Raw genomic sequence first — 19,160 nt, 5'->3', positions numbered from 1 at the left:
GCCAGACGCCCCCGGTAGGAGCTGCCGCAGGCTGCGATCTTTTGATCTTGATTTTCTGCGGCTTTAAAAATGCCGAGGATCAAGATCAAAGGATCGCAGCCTGCGGCAGCTCCTACGTCGTTTTCTTAAGCTTTCGAATTCAGGGTCGATAACCTGTGCAGATGTTGATCGTCTGCATAGGTTTTTGGCGGACGAGCGGTGATCTGTCCTGTAGTATTCAATGATGGCACTTAGCCTTAACTCAGGCATCATCGCCACGTGTCGCGCATTACAACGCCAAGGCAGGCCATCTCGACTCCCTGACTGTTTGGAAGCCCCATGGCCCAATTCATTTCCTCTTTACTCATCACTGCCCTCGCCTGCATGGCGACTGCCGCCAGTGCCGCGCCGCTGAACATCCAGATGCACGATCAAAACGGCGCGCCGCTGGCCGACGCGGTTGTCACCCTGCAAGGCCCGGTCGGTTTGCCGGCCGGTGCGCTCAAGGCCGACATGGACCAACGCGCTCAGCAGTTCGCGCCCCACGTGCTGGCGGTGCACACCGGCACGTCGATCAAATTCCCCAACAGCGACAACATCCGCCATCAGGTGTATTCCTTTTCCCCGGCCAAGCGCTTTGAACTGCGGCTGTATGAGGGCACGCCGTCCGATCCGGTGCTGTTCGACAAACCCGGCATGGTGGTGCTCGGCTGCAACATCCATGACTGGATGCTTGGCTACGTGTATGTCACCGATGATCCGCGTTTCGGCGTGAGCGATGCCCAGGGCCGACTGACCCTCGACGCGCCGGCCGGCGTCTATCACGCCACGCTGTGGCATCCGCAAGCGGCAGGCATGCAACCGGTCGACGGCGGTGAGGTGAAGATCGCCGCTGCCGGCCTCGCACAGCGCTTTACCCTGACCATCGAAGCCCAGGCTTCGCAAACGCCACCGACGCCGGCACCGAGTGCGTTTGGCGATGCCTTCAAGCGAGCCGCCCATGAAACTGCGCAGTAGCTTTCAGGCGCGGGTCGCCTGTGTCCTGATTCTGCTGTTGCTGGTGGTGGTCGGCGCGCTGTATTTCAGCGTGAAGGCGGCGACCAATTCTGCCGTGCGCGGCCAGGCCAGTGCGCAACTGGAAGTCGGTACGCGGGTATTCGAACGGTTGCTGGAAGTGCGCGGCCGGCGGTTGGCCGATGGCGCGCAGTTGCTCGCGGCGGATTTCGGTTTCCGCGATGCGGTGGCCAGCGGCGACGCGGCGACCATGGCCTCGGTGCTGCTCAACCATGGCAAACGCATCAATGCCAGCGACATGATTTTGCTGGGCATGGACGGCAAGGTCCTGGCCAGCACCCTCGATGATGTCGTCGAAGGCACGCCGTTCCGCTACGACCAGGCGCTGCGTGAAGCCCGGCGCACGCAACAGACCATGGTCATCGTGCCGTTGCAGGGCAAACCGCATTTGCTGGTGGAAGCCACGGTGCTGGCGCCGCTGCCGATTGCCCGGGTGGTGATGGGTTTCAGCATGGACGCCAGTTGGGCGGCGGAATTGCAGTCGTTGACCAACCTTCAAGTGTCATTCCTCACCGTCGACCGCCAGCACGTCGGCGAACTGGTCAGCACCCAGCCGGGTGCCATGAACGACAGCCTGGTGCGCTTGATGCTCGGCGCTCGGCAGGGGGCAGAGGTGCAGTTGAGTGAGCTTCAGGATCAGAATTTCCTCGGCCAGTCGTTGATGCTGGCCAGTGCCCCGGAAGGTCGCGACAACCAGGTCATTGCGTTGCTGCAAAGTCCGCTGGATGTGGCGATGCAAGCGTTCGCGCCGCTGGATGAAAAAATCCTCGGCATCGCGTTGGTTGCGTTGCTCGGTTCGTTGGCCGGCGCACTGTTGCTGGCCCGTGGTGTGTCGCAACCGGTGCGTGCGCTGGCAGCGGCCGCCGAGCGCATTGGCCAGGGCGATTACCAGACCCCGGTCAGCCTCAAGCGCAGCGATGAGTTGGGGCTGCTCGCCACGGCGTTCAATTCCATGCAAAGCGGCATCGCCGAGCGCGAACTGCAACTGGCCCACAACGCCTTGCACGACCCGCTCACCGGACTGCCCAACCGCGCGCTGGCCATGGAGCGACTGGGCAGTGCGATTTCGGCGCAGCGGTCGATGGCGCTGGTGTATTTGGGCATCGACAACCTGCGGGCGATTAACGAGTCCGCTGGCCCTGAATCGGTCGATCAATTGCTGCGCCAGACCGGCGAGCGCCTGCAAGTCGCACTGCGTCCCGGGGATACCGTCGCGCATCTGATTGCCGATGAGTTCCTGCTGTTGCTCGACGGCATGGACAGTGACGCGGCGGTGGCCGTGGCCGATCAGTTGCAACAACTGCTGCTCAAGCCCCAGCGCATCAACGGGCATGACCTGACGCTGGATTGTCGTCTCGGCATCGCCGCGTATCCGGTGGATGGCCTGAGTGCGCAAACCTTGCTGGAGCGCGCCGCCATCGCCATGAAAGATGCCGGGCAAATACCCGGGCGCCTGCAACTCTACGAGCAGGGCCGCGACCTCGCGCACCGGCGCCAGATCACCCTGATCCGCGACTTGCGCCACGCCGCCAGCAAGGGCGAATTCCTCCTGCATTACCAACCCAAACTGGACATCCGCCAAGGGCGCGTGCGCCAGGCTGAAGCCTTGTTGCGCTGGCAGCATCCACAATTCGGCATGGTCTCGCCGGGCGAATTCATCCCGTTGGCCGAGCGCACCGGCAGCATCCAGACCCTGACCAATTGGGTGATTGGCGAGGGCATGCGCCAGCTCTCGGAATGGAATCGCCGGGGCCTGCGTTTGCAGTTGTCGTTGAACATTTGCGCCGATGATTTGCTCAGCGATGACTTGGCTGAACGGGTCTCGGCGTTGCTGCGGGTTTACCGTTTGCCCGCCGAGCAACTGATTTTCGAAATCACCGAAAGCGCGGTGATGCGCGAGCCGGAGCGGGCGTTGAAAGTCCTGCATCAATTACGCGAGTGCGGCATCAGTTTGTCGGTGGATGATTTCGGCACCGGTTACTCGTCGCTGGCGCACCTCAAGCGTTTGCCGGTGCAGGAGTTGAAGATCGATCAATCCTTCGTCCGCGACCTGGACGAAACCAGCGAGGACGCGGTGATCGTCCGCTCGACCATCGAAATGAGCCACAACCTGGGGCTCAAGGTCGTGGCCGAAGGCGTCGAATATGCCCACAGCCTGCGCCTGCTCGAACGTTGGCAATGCGACACGGCGCAGGGTTATCTCATCAGTCGACCGCTGAGTGCGGCGGCGTTCGAAGCCTGGGTGGCGCTGCCCCTCAATGCTCAAACTTCCATGGTTCATTGATTCATGACCTCACGTTTTTCCCTGTTGTTCGGCTGCCTCGTCGGCCTGACCCTGCAAACCGCCATGGCCGACAACGGTCGCCTGATCGCCACGGGCGGCGCCAGCAGTCTCGAAGGCGCGGCGGGCGGCGGCATCACGCCGTGGGCGGTGCTCGCCGGTTATGGCGAGCAGAATGAGTGGGGCGCCACCGCGTTCGCGACCACGGTCAACCTGCCGGACTATCGGCTGGACGTGGCCGGGTTGGCGGTGGCCTACGACAATCGCGTCGAGTTGTCGTTCGCCCGGCAGCGCTTTGATCTCGGTTCGCTGGTGCATAAGTTGAACCTGCCCGAGGACAGCCTCGGCCAGGACGTACTCGGGGTGAAAGTACGGTTGTTTGGCGATGTGATCTACGACGATCTGCCGCAGGTTTCCCTGGGCCTGGAATACAAACATCAACGGGATTTTTTGATTCCGGGCCTGGTCGGCGCCAAGCGAGACAGCGACACCGAAGGGTATCTGGCCGCCAGTCGTTTGTTCATGGGCGCGGCGTTTGGCTACAACCTGTTGGTCAACGGCAGCCTGCGTTACAGCCGGGCGAATGAGTTGGGGTTGCTGGGCTTTGGCGGTGATCGGCGTGATACCCGCAGCCTGTTGAAAGAAGGCTCGGTGGCGCTGCTGTTCAACCCGCGCTGGGCGGTGGGCGTCGAGTATCGGGAGAAACCGGACAACCTGTCGTTCGCCGGGGAAAGTGATTGGGCGGATCTGTTCGTGGGGTATTTCCCGACCAAGCATGTGTCGGTGGTGTTGGCCTACGCGCGACTCGGCGAGATTGCCACGCTGGATAACCAGAACGGCACGTATCTGTCGATACAGGGGAGTTTCTGATGCGGATGTTGCCGCTGATGCTGGCGTTGTTATTGAGTGCTTGCGCACAACAGCCGCCGAAAGATGACAGCCTCTACCGTGACCTCGGCGAGCGGCCGGGGATCACCCGGATAGTCGAGGGCATGCTGCTGAACATTGCCCGGGACGAGCGAATTGTCGAACGCTTCCGCCGCATTGATATCCAGCGCCTGCGGGACAAACTGATCGAACAGTTCTGCGTCGAAGCGGGCGGGCCTTGCGTGTACACGGGCGACAGCATGGCCGAGAGTCACAAGGGCCAGAACGTCAGCCGCAGCGACTTCAATGCGTTGGTCGAGGACCTCATCGCCGCGATGGACGCGCAGGGCATCAGCGTCCCCGTACAAAATCGCCTGATCGCCCGACTGGCCCCCATGCGCCCGGACGTGATCGAGAAATAACCCCGTCCGATCATTCGCACACGATCAAGAAATAACGCCAATCGATCTTTTGCACACAATTCCTGTAGGAGCTGCCGAAGGCTGCGATCTTTTGACTTTGATTTTTCAAGATCAAAAGATCGCAGCCTTCGGCAGCTCCTACGGGCGATTTTTGCAGGCGCTGCAGATCCCTTGTGGGAGCGGGCTTGCTCGCGAAAGCGGTGGGTCAGCCAACATCAATGTTGAAGATGAAATCGTCTTCGCGAGCAAGCCCGATCCCACAGTTGTTCATGGGTGAGACAGAAATAGTGGGCACCAAAAAAGGCGACACCTGTGAGGGCGTCGCCTTTCGTTTAACCGCCGCCAGAACTTACTCGGACAGTTTGTAAGCGATCACATAGTCGCCCATTTTGGTGCCCAGCGAGCCATGGCCGCCAACGACGAGCAGCACGTATTGCTTGCCGTCCTTGCCGGTGTAGGTCATCGGGGTGGCTTGGCCGCCGGCCGGCAGGCGCGACTTCCACAGTTCCTTGCCGCTGTTGACGTCATACGCGCGCAGGTACTGGTCGAGGGTGCCGCTGAGGAAGCCGACGCCGCCCGCCGTCACAATCGAGCCGCCCATGCTTGGCACGCCGATCGGCAGGCCGATTGGCAGTGGCGAGCTGTCGCGGCTGGTGCCGTTTTTGCGTTTCCACACCACTTTGTTGGTGGTCAGGTCGATCCCGGTCACGTAACCCCAGGCCGGTGCCTGGCACGGTACGCCGAACGGCGACATGAACGGGTGCATGGTCACGGCGTAGGGCGCGCCCGTGTTGGGCTGGATGCCCGCGGTTTCGCTTTCGCGCTTGCTGTCCGCCGCGACTTCGGCGCGAGGGATCATTTTTGACACGAACGCCATGTAGTTCGGGCTGGTGAACAGCAGTTGGCGGACCGGATCGACCGACACGCTGCCCCAGTTGAACACACCGACGTTACCCGGATAGACCAGGCTGCCCTGCAACGACGGCGGGGTGTACTGGCCTTCGTAGCGCAGTTCCTTGAACTGGATGCGGCACAGCATCTGGTCAAACGGACTGGCGCCCCACATGGCTTTTTCGGTCAGTTCCGGGGCCAGCAGGTTCAGGTCCGAACGGGCCTGGGTCGGTGCGGTATGGTCGCCCTTGACCGCGCCTTGCGGGACCGGGATCTCACGAATCGGCACAATCGGCGTGCCATCGCGACGGTCGAGCACATACAGGCTGCCCTGTTTGGTCGGTGCGATCAGCGCCGGCTTCACGCCGTCGGCGGTTTTCAGGTCCAGCAGGGTTGGCTGGCTGCCCACGTCCATGTCCCACAGGTCGTGGTGGGTGAACTGATAGTTCCAGCGCACCTTGCCGGTGGACAGGTCCAGCGCAACGAGGCCGGCGCTGTACTTTTCGGCACCCGGCATGCGGTCGCCGCCGTACTGGTCAGGCATCTGGTTGCCCAGAGGCAGGTAGACCATGCCCAGTTTCTCGTCGACGCTGGCCAGGGACCACATGTTCGGCGAGTTGCGGGTGTAGGTTTTACCCGGCGCCAAAGGCTCGGTGGCCTCCGGGTTGCCGCTGTCCCAGTTCCAGACCAGGTGACCGTCATGCACATCGAACGCACGGATCACACCGGACGGCTCGTTGGTCGATTCGTTGTCGGTGACGTGGCCGCCCATGATCACCAGATCACGAGTAATCGCCGCCGGGGAGGTGGCGTAGTAGCCACCGGCAGTGAATGGACCAATGCCTTGAGTCAGGTCAACCGTGCCGTGGGTGCCGAAGCCTTCGCAGACCTTGCCGGTGTCGGCGTTGATCGCGATCAGGCGTGCATCGGCGGTCGGCAGGTACAGGCGACGCGGGCAAGCCTGGGCAACGGCTTTGCCGGCGTCGGAGATGACGGCGGCCGAAGCATTGTCAGCCTTGGCGTAAGCGTTCTCGTCGTAATAAGAGACGCCACGGCAGGTCATGTGGGCGAAGCCCTTGAAGCCCACCGGGCTCTTGATCTGCGGGTCGAAACGCCAGATTTCCTTGCCGGTGTCCGGGTCCAGCGCCAGCACTTTGCTGTGGGCGGTGCAGGCATAGAGCATGCCGTTGACCTTCAGCGGGGTGTTTTCGTTGGTCAGCTCAACCGGGTCATCGGCGGTCGGCAGGTCGCCAGTGCGGATGCGCCAGGCTTCCTGCAACTTGCCGACGTTGGCCGGGGTGATCTGCTTCAGCGGCGAGTAGCGGTCACCGAATTCGGTGCGGCCATAGGACTGCCAGTCGCCATCGGGCATGGCCGGGGCGGTGCTGGTCAGGTCAGTGGTGTCGCGGCCCAACTCGCCGAAGACTTCACCCGGATGGGTGAACTGGCTGGCCACGGCGGTGGCGCCCGACAGAATCACCGCAACGCTCAGCGCCGCAGTGCCCAGCGGTGCGGCGCCATCGCGCAGCAACGGACGGCGGAACCATGGCAACAGCAGGACGACACCGAGGGCGAACCACAGCGACAGACGCGGCACCAGTTGCCACCAATCGAGGCCGACTTCCCACAGCGCCCAAACGGTGCTGGCGAACAGCACCAGTGCGTACAGGCCCAGGGCAGCGCGGCGGGCGGCAATCAGCAACACGCCGCTCAGTGCGAAGCCGATACCGGCCAGCAGGTAATACAGCGAGCCGCCGAGCATGCTCAGCTTGATCCCCCCGGCCAGCATGGCCAGGCCCATTAGCAGAAGCAGGATACCGAGCAGGCTCGGCAGCAGGCGGCTTCGACTCAAAGCACCATCAGTGCTCATAGTGTGGTTCTCCGTGACGTTTAAGTAGTCCCGCGCAAGTTCACTGTAGATGACGATCCGGCGCGGGCATGGTTCAGTTAGAAAAGTGAAACTTTTCCCGTAGGAGCAAGGCTTGCCCGCGATGGCGTCGGCCCATTCAACACATGGGTCGACTGACACTCCGCCATCGCGGGCAAGCCTCGCTCCTACAAGGGTTGTGGTGTTGGTTAGAACGACGAAGTGATTTTGATCCCGCCAATCAGCGCGTCATCGACCTTGTCCACGCCACCGGGATGGCGGATGTATTGCAGGTTCGGGCGCACGGTCAGCCAATTCGTCACGTGCACGCCGTAATAGAGTTCGGCGCTGTATTCGGTGTCTTGGGGCGGCAGGAACGACGGGTCGTCGTAGTCGTAGACCGCGCGGGCCTGGTTGGTCGCCTCGGCGTTCTTGCGATAGGCCGGGTTGACGTGGACCCGGGCCAGGGCGAAACCGATGTCGTCCCTGGCGCGGGCATCGAACAAGCCTTTGTAGACGACGCCGGCCTGGACATAGTTGTCGATGGCGTTGGTCTTCTTGTCGTGCATCGTGCCGTTGGCGAACACGCTCAAACCCCGGGAGTTATCGCTGGCGCGGCTAGTGACCTGCTGCTGCACACCGAGCCACACACCGTGCTTGCTCGACGCGCTGCGATACGCCTCGCCACTGAGCGCGGCGGGCTGGCCATTGCTGTCCTTGTAGGCGTCGGTGGCGTTGGCGTTGCTGTAGTAATAACCGGCGCGGTACTCGCCCGGCAGGCCGTTGAGCTTGGGCGACCACACCAGTTCCACCGGCAGAATCGCGCCTTGGGTACCGCTGCCGCTGAGCTTGAAGCCGTTGCCGCGATCGAGGTTCGACGGGTTTTGCTCATAAGCACCGATCTGCGCGTACAGCTCCGGGGTCAGGTGATATTTGACCCGCAGCGCCCATTGGCTGACCGGCCAGTTGTACCAAATGCCACCGACCCAGTTCCCGACCTGGGAGCCGCAGAACGCCAGGTTCTGGAAGTCGCAGGGGAAGCTGTTGAAGTCCTCGCCTTCGCCAAAGCGGCCGACCTTGATGTCGAGCGTCTGGTCGAAGAATTTCTGCTGATACCACATCTGCGTCAGGCGCCAGGTCTGGCCACGGCCCCAGACCTCCTGGGCCGAGGTGAAGCCGCCGACCCGTGGGTCGTTGATCCGGTCGTTGCTGATGTTGTTGCCGTTACGCTCGGTGATCGTCAACTGAAATTCGGCGGCGTCCCAACCGAGGATCTTCTGCAAGTCCAGGTGTGTGCCGAGGCCGAACTGGTCGCTGTAGCGCGCGGTGCGGTCATGGTCGTAGCCGCCGTGCAGGTTGCTGCCCATTTCGCCGGTGTAATCGACTTTGAAGTCGTAGCCTTTTTCCGAAAGTTCGCTGCGCGTGCCGTTCCAGTCGCCGAGCATCCACGGCGATTCGCTATCGAAGGCCGGGGCTGCGTGAACGCAGGTGGCGAGGCCGAAAGCGCTGAGGCCGCCGATCAGGTTCAGGGCTTTTCGCTGGGGCACGGGGGTTAAGACAGCGCTGTCTCGCGGAGCTGGAAAATAAGGCATAGAGAATTGATTCTGGGTCTTTTTTTGAAGGGATGAACTGAACGCAAGGCGTTGAAACGGGCGGTGAAGCGTTTCAGCTAAGGGCGGCAGGATAATGATCTGTAACAAAGAGAGAAAGCGCTTTTACTGACATGGATCGTTTCGGATTTGGTAACAGTCGTCTGCGACAGGGCGCCGCAGGCAGAAAATACACCCGGTAGGAGCAAAGCTTGCTCGCGAAGGCGTCCCGACATTCAACATTGATGTTGACTGAACCGGCGCCTTCGCGAGCAAGCTTCGCTCCTACGGGGATTGGGGGGGCGGGTGTTGATCAGCTCAACAGATACACCGGAAAACATTCACACAGGTGCATCACCCGGCGCCGGGTGTTGTCCAGCAGCGCGGCGTTGTTCGGTTGTTCCAGCAGGTCAGCGATCAGGTTCGCCACTTCGGCGCATTCCGCTTCACCAAAACCACGAGTGGTCAGGGCCGGGGTGCCGATACGAATGCCGCTGGTGATCGCCGGTTTTTGCGGGTCATCGGGGATCGCGTTTTTGTTCAGGGTGATGTGGGCGCTTTCCAGCAGCGCTTCGGCGTCTTTGCCGGTGATGTTCATCGAGCGCAGGTCGAGCAGGAACATGTGGCAATCGGTGCCGCCGGATACCACGCGCAAACCACGGCGGGTGAGGATGTCGGCCATGGTCCGGGCGTTGTTGATCACCCGTTGCTGGTAATGCTTGAAGCCATCGCTCAAGGCTTCGTTGAACGCCACGGCTTTGGCGGCGATGACGTGCATCAGCGGCCCGCCCTGGTACACCGGGAAAATCGTCTTATCCAGCAGCGCGGCGTATTGCGCCTTGGCCAGGATCAGGCCACCGCGCGGGCCGCGCAGGGTTTTGTGGGTGGTGGAGGTGATGAAGTCAGCAATGCCTACCGGCGACGGATACACGCCCGCAGCGATCAACCCGGCGTAATGCGCCATGTCGACCATCAGGTACGCGCCGATCTCATCGCAGATGTTGCGAAAGCGCTGAAAGTCGATGGTCCGCGAATACGCCGAGGCGCCGGCAATGATCATCTTCGGCCGGTGTTCGCGGGCCAGGGCTTCCATTTCGGCGTAGTCGAGGGTCTCGGTTTCCTTCTCCAGCCCGTAGGAAAACGCCTTGTAGAACTTGCCGGAAAAATTCACCGAGGCGCCGTGGGTCAAGTGACCGCCGTGGGCCAGGGACATCCCCAGAATCGTGTCGCCGGGCTCCAGCACGGCGAGGAAAACCGCTTGGTTGGCCTGGGAGCCGGAGTGCGGCTGGACGTTGACGTATTCGCAGTTGAACAGTTTGCGCGCGCGCTCGATGGCCAGGTTTTCGATCTCGTCGACCACCTTGCAACCGCCGTAGTAACGCTTGCCCGGATAGCCTTCAGCGTATTTGTTGGTGAGCACCGAGCCCTGGGCCTGGAGCACTTCTTCGCTGACATAGTTTTCCGAAGCGATCAGCTCCAGGTGGGTTTCCTGGCGATTGCGTTCGCGGTCAATCAGGCGGGCAACGGCGGGGTCGAAATTTTGCAGGCTCATGGGGTGATTCCTCAGGTAAGCGCTTCGGCCAGCGCTGCCGGCGCGTGATGCGGCTGCACCCGTGGCTGGCTTCTGGTCGAGTCGGATAGAAAAATGGAGGTGTCTTTCAGGCCGCTGCCGGTGATCAGGATCACGGCGGTCTGCGGGGTGTCGGGGTGTTCTTCGGCGTATTTGAGCAGGCCGGCGAAGGCACTGGCGGCGCCGGCTTCGGGAAACACGCCGGTGCTGGCGGCCAGTCGCGAGGCGGCGGCAACGATGCTCGGGTCACTGACGCAGATGAACTCGCCGCCGCTGGCGGTGACTGCGCGCATGGCTTTGAGGCGATCGCGCGGCAACGCCACGTTGATGCTGCTGGCCAGGCTGGTGGGCGCAATGCGTTCGATCTGCTGCATCGGCCGATCACTGCGCCAGGCCCGGTACATGAAGTTGCTGTGTTCGGCCTGCACGCCGATCAAGCGGGGAATGCGCTCGATCCAGCCCAGTTGCAGCAGGTCGAAAAAGCCCTTGTACACCGAGCCGAGAATGCAGCCATTGCCGACCGGCACGAACACCAGGTCCGGCACCTGCCAGTTGAGTTGCTCGCACATCTCGAAGGCCACGGTTTTCTTGCCTTCACTCATGTACGAATTGATGCCGGTGGTGCGGTTGTACCAGCCGTGGGTTTCGCAGGCGTTGAGGCATTGCTCGAAGGCTTCGTCGTATTGGCCGTCCACCAGCACAATCTCGGCACCGTAGCCCTGCATCTGCGCCAGCTTCTCCCGGGGCGCGCTTTTGGGCAGGTAAATCACGTTGTGCAAACCCAGGCTGGCGCTCATCCCGGCGAGGGCCGACGCGGCGTTGCCGGTGCTGGCCACTGCCACGGTGCGCGCCCTGGATTGCATGGCGTGGGCCACCGCCAGGGCGCTGGCGCGATCCTTCAGCGAACCGGTGGGCTGGCGGGATTCATCCTTGATAAAGACTTTGATCCGCGCACCCTTGCCGAGCAGTTCGGGGCGCGAATACAGCGGCGTGTTGCCCACCAGTAACGGCGGAATGAACTGCGTCGAACTCAACGGCATCAGCCGGTCATAGCGCCACATGCCACGGGCGTGGTCGTGGGCCAGGCTGTCCCTGGACCATTCGCGCTTGAGCGTCGGGTAATCGTAAAGCGCATCAAGGGCACCATCGATTTTGCAATGAGGGCAGAAATAGCTGACCTCATGCGGCTGGTAACTGCGATCGCAAACCAGGCACTGCAACACATACTCTCTGTACGAATTCTTCATGGCCAACCCCCTGAAAGTACGCTGTGCTGGTGCTTTCCCTGCCGACGTCGGTCCATTACGCCGGACCGACGGGCACTCCGCTGACAGAAGGTGTTTCAGACCACCATGATGGCGTCGATGGCGACCAGGGTATTGCGCGCCAGGGCGCTGGCGCCGGCCGTGGTGCGGGCCGGATAGGGCTTGGTGAAGTACTCCTCCATGACGCGGTTGAGGGTCGGGAATTCGCTCAAGTCAGTGATGAACGCGGTGACCTTGACCACGTTCGCCAGGGTACCGCCGGCCGCTTCGGCCATTTGCTGCAGGTTGTCGAGGGTCTGGCGCAACTGGCCTTCGAAATCCGTGGCCAATACCTCGTTGTTCAGCGCCGACACCGGGGTTTGCGCCGACAGGTAGATGGTCTGCCCGTGGCTGACCTTGATGCCCTGGGAATACGTACCCAGCGGCAGTGGCGCCTTGTCGGTGAAAATAACGTTTTCTTCGCCAAGGAAAGGTTTGGCGGCGGTCTTGAGTTGAGCGTTGGTTTGCATGGTGACGTTCCTTGTTAAGTGGGTGGGGTTAATGCAAATCGGCAACCTGTTTGACGGCCAGGCTCGAAAATTCCGCGTCGCGGCAACGGGCCGGGGAAAAATGCTGGTAATTGAGTTGCAGGGCGGCGAGGTCCGCCGGCATGGCGATGCCCAACGCCGCGTGGCTGCACAGCCGGGCGATGGCGGGCGCGGCTTGAATGCCGTAGCCACCGAGGGCGGCGAGCCAGATAAAACTCTCTTGTTGCGGGTCTTGGCCGAGCACCGGCGAGCGGTCGGCGACGAACGTGCGCAGGCCCGCCCATTTGTTGATGATCGACCGTGGACGCAGGCGCGTGGTGCTTTGCAGGCGATCCATGGTGATGGCCAAATCCAGCTCTTCCGGCAGCGCATCGCAGGGCAGCGAAGGGCTTTCATCGCAGGGTGAAACGATCAGGCGCCCGGCTTCGGGCTTGATGAAAATGTCTTCGTCGACCGTGCCCAGGTACGGCGTGTGGTGCACGTCGCATTGCGGATCGACCGCCAGCACCGTGCGGCGCAACGGGCGCACACCGACCTTGGGCACGCCGCAGCGCTCGGCGAATTCATCGGCCCAGGCGCCAGCGGCGTTGACCACAATGGCCGCTTCCAATTGCTGGCCATCGCGGGTGTGCAACGTCCAGTGACCGGCGCGGTGTTCGCCGCGCAGCACTTCGGCTTCACGCTTGATCACCCCGCCGCGAGCGCGCAGGCCGCCGAGGTAGGCGCCGTGAATGCCGTGCACATCCAGATCGAAAGCGCTGGGTTCGTAGATCCCGGCGCTCCAGGCGCCTTCGGCCAGATACGGCACCAACTCCAGCACCTGTTTGTCGTCGAGGAACTTGGCCGTCGGGACTTGCCCGAGTACCGCGTTGAAACGGGTCGCCAGTTTGTCCATCCGCGCTGCCTGGGCCACGATCAACGCACCCCGTGGCGACCACAGCGGATGCTCGGCCAAGCCCTCGGGCGGGTTTTCGAAAAACCGTCGCGAGGCGCAGGTCAGTGAGCGGATCTGTTGGTTGCCGTAGCTTTCCATCGAGATCGCCGCCGAACGGCCCGTGGTGTGATACGCCAGTTGCTGTTCCTGTTCCAGCAGGCAGACGCTGCCGTGGGCCGCCAGTTCATAGGCCGCCGATACCCCGGCAATGCCGCCACCGACCACAATGAAATCGTAACGAGCGGTCATGGTCGGCTGCCCTCGGCGAGTGCGGCGGCCTTGCTTTCCCGGGTGTAGGTCAGCACAAAGTGGGCGACGAGGCCGAAGATCAACCCCCAGAACGCCGCCGCCAGACCGAGGAAACTCATGCCCGAAGCGGTGACCAGGAAGGTGATCAGCGCTGCTTCCCGTTGTTTCTCGTCGGCCATGGCACCGGTCAAACCGGCACTGATTGCACCGAACAAGGCCAGGCCGGCGAGGGAGGCAATCAACTCTTTCGGCAGGGCGGAGAACACCGAGGCCAGGGTCGCGCCGAAGGTGCCCATCAGGATGTAGAACACCCCGCAAGCGATGCCGGCGATATAGCGTTTGTCGCGGTCTTCGTGGGCTTCGCGGCCGGTGCAGATGGCGGCGGTAATCGCCGCCAGGTTAAAGCCGTGGGAGCCGAACGGGGCCATCAGGATCGAACCAATCGCGGTGACCGAAATGATCGAACGCGCCGGGGTGTTGTAGCCCGAGGTGCGCAACACCGCCATGCCCGGTACGTATTGGCCGGTGAGGGTCACCAGCGCCAGGGGCAGGCCGATGTTGATGATCGCGTGCCAGCTCCATTCCGGCGCGATGAATACCGGGTGGGCCACGGCGATGGTGATTGCACCGCTGTTCAGTTCACCGAACGAGGCGGCCACCGCGCAGCCGATAATCAGCACCGAGAGAATCGCGTAGCGCGGCGAAAAGCGTTTGAAGATCAGGTACGCCGCGATCATTGACAGCACCAGCGCCGGTTGCAGCTTGATCGAGGTGAACAGCTCGGCGCCAAAGCGGAACAAGATGCCCGCGAGCATGGCGGCGGCAATGGCTTTGGGCAGACGACTCATCAGTTTGTCGAAGGCGCCGGACAAACCGACCACGGCAATGATCACCGACGCAACCACATAAGCGCCGATGGCCTGGGGCAGGGTGACGGTGGGCAGCATCGACACCAGCAGCGCTGCGCCCGGTGTCGACCACGCGGTGATCACCGGCACCCGCAGGCGCCAGCTCAGGAACAGGCCTGTCAGGCCGCTACCGATGGAAATCGCCCAGATCCACGAAGACACCACGTCGTTGGGCAGGTGCGCTTCCTTGGCAGCCTGAAACACGATGATCAACGGGCCGGCATAGGAAATGATCACGGCAATAAAGCCCGCAATGACGGCTGACAGGGATAGATCCTTTCTGAGTGTGTCCATGATGTCTCGACTTGGCGCGGCAGAGTCGCGCAGTGATCAGGGGGATTGAGTCGATTGCTTCGATTCGAGATGAGTGTATTTGAATGAATTGAGTTGATTCAATAGCTGGTGGGGTTGTTACGAGATGTTTTTTTGCTATCAGTGCCTGTTTTTTTTGCTATTAGGCGCTTAATTTATTGATTTATAAGACTATTAATTATTATGAAAATTTCTGTTCTTAGGGATGTCTATCGATTCAATCGCTGCATCAATCGACTCAATTTATCGATTGGGTCGATTTATTAGTTGCCTAACCTCCATGTGATATGCTCGGATATTCATCATTTCTACGATGGGCAGTGATCATTCATGTGGGTTCCCCAACTAAGCGAGTTCAGCCAGCCGATGTATTTGTCGATTGCCGATGCATTGGCGCGCGATATCAGCAATGGCGTATTGAACGAAGGTGATCGCCTGCCGACCTTGCGGGAGCTGGCCACGACCCTGAATGTCACGCCGGGCACCATCAGCCGCGCGTACAGCGAAGCTCATCGGCGGCGTCTGGTGCAGGGGGAAGTGGGGCGCGGGACCTATGTGCTCAACCAGAAGCAACTGGAACTGCCCGCGAGCAACAGTGCCGCCGCGCCATTGAACCTGGGGCAGTCCGAGCTGCTCGACCTGTCGATCATCAAGCCCTACAGCGAAACCCTCGAATACTGGTTGCGCGGCGCCTTGGTGGGCATGGCCAAGAGCACCGATTTCGCCCGCGCCCTGGATTACGCGCCGGACGGTGGTCACCCGGCGCACCGCGAGGCCGGCGCACAGTGGTTGCGCCATTCGTTGCCCGACGCGCAATGGCAGCAAGTGGTGATCACCGCCGGCGCCCAGCATGGCTTGATGGTCGCGATGAGCGCGCTGACCAACGCCGGTGACCTGGTGCTCTGCGAAGAGCTTTGCTACCCCGGCATCATTTCCCTGGCCCATGGCTTGGAGCGGCGCTTGCGTGGCGTGCCGATGGACGGCGAAGGGATCATCCCCGAAGCGTTGCGTGAACTGTGCCAGCGAGAGAAACCGGCGATGCTGGTGTGCGTGGCGACCTGTCAGAACCCGACGGCGGCGATCATGTCGCAAAAACGCCGGGCACAAATTGCCGCACTGGCCGAAGAGTTCGACTTCATCATCCTCGACGATGACATCTATGGCTTCCTCGCCACCGACCCTTCGATCAAGCCGCTGTCGGCGTTTGCGCCGGACCGTTCGGTGTACCTGACCAGCCTGTCGAAATCGGTGATGCCGGCGTTGCGCGTCGGCTACATCTACAGCCCGCCCAAATTGCTCTCGCGCCTGACCTCGATGGTGCGCAGCAGCGTGTGGATGCCGTCGCCGCTGACCGCGCAACTGGCCAGCAATGTGATCACCGAAGGCCTGGACAAAAAACTGATCCGCATCCAGCGCAACGAAGCCGCCGGGCGCCAGGCGATCGCCCGGGAAATCTTCGCCAATTTCGAAATGAAGACCCAGCCCTACTCCTACCACGTCTGGCTGACGCTGCCCGAGCCGTGGACCAGCGACGAGTTCACCATGCTCGCCCGGGCCAACGGGGTGCTGGTGCTGAGCGGCACGCAGTTCCAGGCCGAACGCTCCGGGATTACCCGCTGTGTGCGGCTGGTGCTGATGTCGCCCACCAGCCAGGACGAATTGCGTTTTGCCCTGACCAAACTGGCCAGCCTGATCGACTCCGACCCGCGCCGTTATTACTGAGCCGCCACGGTCGCACGCGAACGCAAACCGTAGGAGCTGCCGAAGGCTGCGATCTTTTCAGCTTCACCTACAGTTAACAGAGCGCTTCCACCCGGCGAACCCCTCGGCTAAGGTGCGCGGCTTCTTATTCTTTCTTCGCGCAAAGGCCCGGCATGACCGAACAGAACACCAACCCGCTGCACGGCGTGACCCTGGAACAGATCCTCAACGGCCTGGTTGAACACTACGAGTGGTCGGGGCTGGCCGAGCGCATCGATATTCGTTGCTTCAAAAGTGACCCGAGCATCAAGTCGAGCCTGACCTTCCTGCGCAAAACCCCGTGGGCGCGGGAGAAGGTCGAACGCCTGTACGTCAAGTTGATGCGCACCAAGCGTCCGCTCTGAGCATGTTCGCCTTATCGACGCCGGGGTCTGCCGCGAGGCGTCGTTGCGTGAACGTGGCGGCGGTACTGGGCTGGGTGGGTTTGAGTGTTCAGCTGTACCTGATTCTCGGCACACGCTGGGAAATCGGCGCCAGCCTGATGGGCGGGCTGATGAGCTTCTTCAGCTTCTTTACCGTATTGACCAACACCCTGGTGGCCGTGGTGCTGACCTGTGAAGTGACGTCGCGGGATTCGGCGGCGCGGCGCTGGTTTTTGCGGCCGGCGGTCAGCAGCGGGATCGCGGTGAGCATTGCCGTGGTCGGGCTCGCCTACAGCCTGTTATTACGCCATCTGTGGCACCCCGAAGGCTGGCAATTGCTCGCCGATGAATTGCTGCACGACATCATGCCGCTGCTGTTTCTGCTCTATTGGTGGTGGTGTGTGCCCAAAGGCACGCTGCGTCTGGGGCACATCGGGTTGTGGGTGATTTATCCCCTGGTGTATTTCGCCTATGCGCTGCTGCGCGGGCATTTGCTGAGTGCTTACCCGTATCCGTTCATTGATGTCGGCACCCTGGGTTATCCACAGGTGTTTATCAATGCCGGGGGGATATTGGCGGGGTTTGTGGTGATTGCGTTGGTGATCGTGGGCTTGGATCGATACCGTCGTCGCTGACTGCAAAGCCAAGATTGCAACCTGCGGCGCTCCTACAGGGGAATTACCCGCATCTGTAGGCACTGTCGCAGGCTGCGATCTTTCAAGCGTTATTCCTCGTCGCTGCCATCAGCCCGCCAGTAACCCGCCGCTTTGACGAACTGATCATCCAGCCCATGTTCATCCAGCAGTACCCGGCGGATCTGCCGTGACACCTTGGTCTCGGTCGCCACCCAGGCGTACAAATCACCGCTCGGCACCTGAATCTGTTTGACCGTGGTCAGCAGGTTGTCCTTGCCGCCCTCGCGTAACACCCAGATCACATGCACCTGCGCGGCACTTTCCAGGTGCTGCTGTTCCTTGCCGTTCTCCACCTCAATGATCACCAGCGCCCGCCGATTGGCCGCCAGGCTTTCCAGGCGCCGGGCGATGGCGGGCAGGGCGGTTTCGTCGCCGATCAGCAAGTAGCTGTCGAAGATGTCCGGGACGATCATCGAGCCCCGTGGCCCGCCGATGTGCAGGAACTGCCCCGGCGTAGCCTGCTCGGCCCAGGTCGAGGCAGGGCCGTCGCCGTGCAGGACGAAATCGATGTCCAGCTCCAGCGTGTCCAGGTCATAGCGCCGTGGCGTGTAGTCGCGCATGGTCGGCATCGGCTGGTCGGTTTTACCGGCACCGAGGATCAGGTTTTCCAGCGCTGCCGTTTCCGCCGCGTTCTGCGGGAATATCAGTTTGACGTGATCGTCGCTGCCGAGGCTGACAAAACCCGCCAGCTCCGGGCCGCCGAGGGTGATGCGGCGCATGCGCGGGGTCAGGTCGACCACGCGCAGCACTTCCAGGCGACGGCGTTTGATTTCGTGCATGACGCGGTGAATGGTTGGGGTCTGGACTGCAGTCATTCGGCTGTCTCCTGGGCGGCTTGAACGGCGGGGCCGTCGACGATGGCTTTGGCGGTGTCGTTGAGCAGGGCGGCGACGCGCAGGATTTCTGCCGCACTCCAGCGCCCGTGATGCAGTTGTAGTGCGTGACGCAGGTTGTGCACCGCTTCGTGGATTTCCGCCGGGCGATCATGGCCGCGCAGCGAGCGTTTGCTCACGTCGATGCGCATCCGCACACCTTCCAGGGCAATCGCCTGGTCGCTCAGGGACAGGCGCCCGGCGTCGGTCACGCTGTAGCGTTTTTTGCCGCCCTCGGCATCGCCGGTAATCATTTCGCTTTCTTCCAGAAAGGTCAGGGTCGGGTAGATCACGCCGGGGCTGGGGCTGTAGGCGCCGTCGAACATGCCCTCGATCTGGCGGATCAGGTCATAGCCGTGGCATGGCTGTTCGGCGATCAGCGCCAGCAGCAGCAATTTCAAATCGCCGGGGGCGAAGACCCGTGGGCCGCGTCCGCCGCGCTCGCGGCCAGGGCGTTTCTCGAAGCCGTCGCGGCCGTCACCGTGTTCGCGGTGGGAATGATGGTCTCTCATTTTTGTGTTCTCTCGTCATGTTTAGATACAACTTAAGATATATCTTAAGACGAGCGCAAGGCGTTTTTTTCAGCGCCGTGGCGTGTGCCGACGAGCGGTGAAACGCGCTGCACGGACGAACGCGACATAACCGACCGATATTTTTTCAGTTTGAAGAGGGTAACTTCGAAGTTAAAGTTATCACTCTATTAATGTAAGGTTTATATTTGCCAAGTGCCTTTAG

Annotated in this window: 17 protein-coding genes; 8 read left to right on the top strand and 9 right to left on the bottom strand. The window is 61.8% G+C overall.

Going from position 1 to position 19,160, the window contains the following annotated elements; genetic code table 11:
• Nucleotides 1-318 precede the first annotated feature (318 nt).
• From V5E99_RS24875 to V5E99_RS24855, 5 genes are all read left to right on the top strand, one after another.
• Complete coding sequence (locus tag V5E99_RS24875) at nt 319-996, top strand: methylamine utilization protein (protein ID WP_499804885.1); 678 nt, start codon at nt 319-321, stop codon at nt 994-996.
• A complete protein-coding gene (locus V5E99_RS24870) occupies nt 980-3,337 on the top strand; it encodes a putative bifunctional diguanylate cyclase/phosphodiesterase (RefSeq protein WP_499804884.1) in 2,358 nt (785 codons plus the stop codon). The genes V5E99_RS24875 and V5E99_RS24870 overlap by 17 nt, the downstream gene beginning before the upstream one ends.
• 3 nt (nt 3,338-3,340) lie before the next feature.
• Nucleotides 3,341-4,204 carry a DUF3034 family protein gene (locus V5E99_RS24865; RefSeq protein WP_499804883.1) on the top strand — a complete coding sequence of 288 codons (864 nt, stop codon included), beginning with the start codon at nt 3,341-3,343 and terminating at the stop codon, nt 4,202-4,204.
• Nucleotides 4,204-4,623, top strand: a complete 420-nt coding sequence (locus V5E99_RS24860; protein WP_499804882.1) for a group I truncated hemoglobin — start codon at nt 4,204-4,206, stop codon at nt 4,621-4,623. The genes V5E99_RS24865 and V5E99_RS24860 overlap by 1 nt, the downstream gene beginning before the upstream one ends.
• A 91-nt stretch (nt 4,624-4,714) precedes the next feature.
• Nucleotides 4,715-4,900: a hypothetical protein gene (locus V5E99_RS24855; RefSeq protein ID WP_499804881.1), complete on the top strand. Its 186-nt coding sequence runs from the start codon at nt 4,715-4,717 to the stop codon at nt 4,898-4,900.
• Between the two features lie 72 nt (nt 4,901-4,972).
• Here the strand turns inward: V5E99_RS24855 and V5E99_RS24850 are convergent, their stop codons facing one another.
• The 7 genes from V5E99_RS24850 to V5E99_RS24820 form a co-directional block, all read right to left on the bottom strand.
• Complete coding sequence (locus V5E99_RS24850) at nt 4,973-7,384, bottom strand: glucose/quinate/shikimate family membrane-bound PQQ-dependent dehydrogenase (RefSeq protein WP_499804880.1); 2,412 nt, start codon at nt 7,382-7,384, stop codon at nt 4,973-4,975.
• Between the two features lie 206 nt (nt 7,385-7,590).
• Nucleotides 7,591-8,928, bottom strand: coding sequence for a carbohydrate porin (locus tag V5E99_RS24845; protein WP_499804879.1), 1,338 nt, complete (start codon nt 8,926-8,928; stop codon nt 7,591-7,593).
• Between the two features lie 355 nt (nt 8,929-9,283).
• The gene (gene glyA / locus V5E99_RS24840; protein WP_499804878.1) at nt 9,284-10,522 is read right to left on the bottom strand and encodes a serine hydroxymethyltransferase; all 1,239 of its coding nucleotides are present in this window, start codon (nt 10,520-10,522) and stop codon (nt 9,284-9,286) included.
• 11 nt (nt 10,523-10,533) lie between these two features.
• Nucleotides 10,534-11,787 carry a threonine synthase gene (gene thrC / locus V5E99_RS24835; RefSeq protein ID WP_499804877.1) on the bottom strand — a complete coding sequence of 418 codons (1,254 nt, stop codon included), beginning with the start codon at nt 11,785-11,787 and terminating at the stop codon, nt 10,534-10,536.
• A 95-nt stretch (nt 11,788-11,882) separates the two neighbouring features.
• The gene (locus V5E99_RS24830; RefSeq protein ID WP_499804876.1) at nt 11,883-12,314 is read right to left on the bottom strand and encodes a Rid family detoxifying hydrolase; all 432 of its coding nucleotides are present in this window, start codon (nt 12,312-12,314) and stop codon (nt 11,883-11,885) included.
• Between the two features lie 28 nt (nt 12,315-12,342).
• Entirely contained in the window at nt 12,343-13,515 is a 1,173-nt protein-coding gene (locus tag V5E99_RS24825) for an NAD(P)/FAD-dependent oxidoreductase (RefSeq protein ID WP_499804875.1), read from the bottom strand.
• Nucleotides 13,512-14,717: a benzoate/H(+) symporter BenE family transporter gene (locus V5E99_RS24820; protein WP_499804874.1), complete on the bottom strand. Its 1,206-nt coding sequence runs from the start codon at nt 14,715-14,717 to the stop codon at nt 13,512-13,514. Before V5E99_RS24820 ends, V5E99_RS24825 begins: the two co-directional genes overlap by 4 nt.
• Nucleotides 14,718-15,065: 348 nt before the next feature.
• Here V5E99_RS24820 and V5E99_RS24815 point away from each other — a divergent pair, with 348 nt between their 5' ends.
• The 3 genes from V5E99_RS24815 (at nt 15,066) to V5E99_RS24805 (ending at nt 17,493) form a co-directional block, all read left to right on the top strand.
• Complete coding sequence (locus tag V5E99_RS24815) at nt 15,066-16,457, top strand: aminotransferase-like domain-containing protein (RefSeq protein WP_499804873.1); 1,392 nt, start codon at nt 15,066-15,068, stop codon at nt 16,455-16,457.
• A gap of 152 nt (nt 16,458-16,609) precedes the next feature.
• Nucleotides 16,610-16,840: a VF530 family protein gene (locus V5E99_RS24810; protein WP_499804872.1), complete on the top strand. Its 231-nt coding sequence runs from the start codon at nt 16,610-16,612 to the stop codon at nt 16,838-16,840.
• Nucleotides 16,841-16,887: 47 nt separating this feature from the next.
• Complete coding sequence (locus V5E99_RS24805) at nt 16,888-17,493, top strand: Pr6Pr family membrane protein (protein WP_499804871.1); 606 nt, start codon at nt 16,888-16,890, stop codon at nt 17,491-17,493.
• An 89-nt stretch (nt 17,494-17,582) separates the two neighbouring features.
• On the opposite strand, the gene V5E99_RS24800 is transcribed toward V5E99_RS24805, so the two are convergent.
• Together V5E99_RS24800 and V5E99_RS24795 are read right to left on the bottom strand one after the other, a co-directional pair.
• Nucleotides 17,583-18,368 (bottom strand): siderophore-interacting protein, encoded by a 786-nt coding sequence (locus V5E99_RS24800; protein WP_499804870.1) that lies wholly within the window; start codon nt 18,366-18,368, stop codon nt 17,583-17,585.
• The gene (locus V5E99_RS24795; protein WP_499804869.1) at nt 18,365-18,937 is read right to left on the bottom strand and encodes a PadR family transcriptional regulator; all 573 of its coding nucleotides are present in this window, start codon (nt 18,935-18,937) and stop codon (nt 18,365-18,367) included. Before V5E99_RS24795 ends, V5E99_RS24800 begins: the two co-directional genes overlap by 4 nt.
• Between the last annotated feature and the right edge of the window lie 223 nt (nt 18,938-19,160).

This window comes from Janthinobacterium sp. LPB2021202312-11-4, assembly GCF_037049705.1.
In the GTDB taxonomy this organism is placed as follows: domain Bacteria; phylum Pseudomonadota; class Gammaproteobacteria; order Pseudomonadales; family Pseudomonadaceae; genus Aquipseudomonas.
This window is presented reverse-complemented; position numbering and strand designations above follow the sequence as displayed.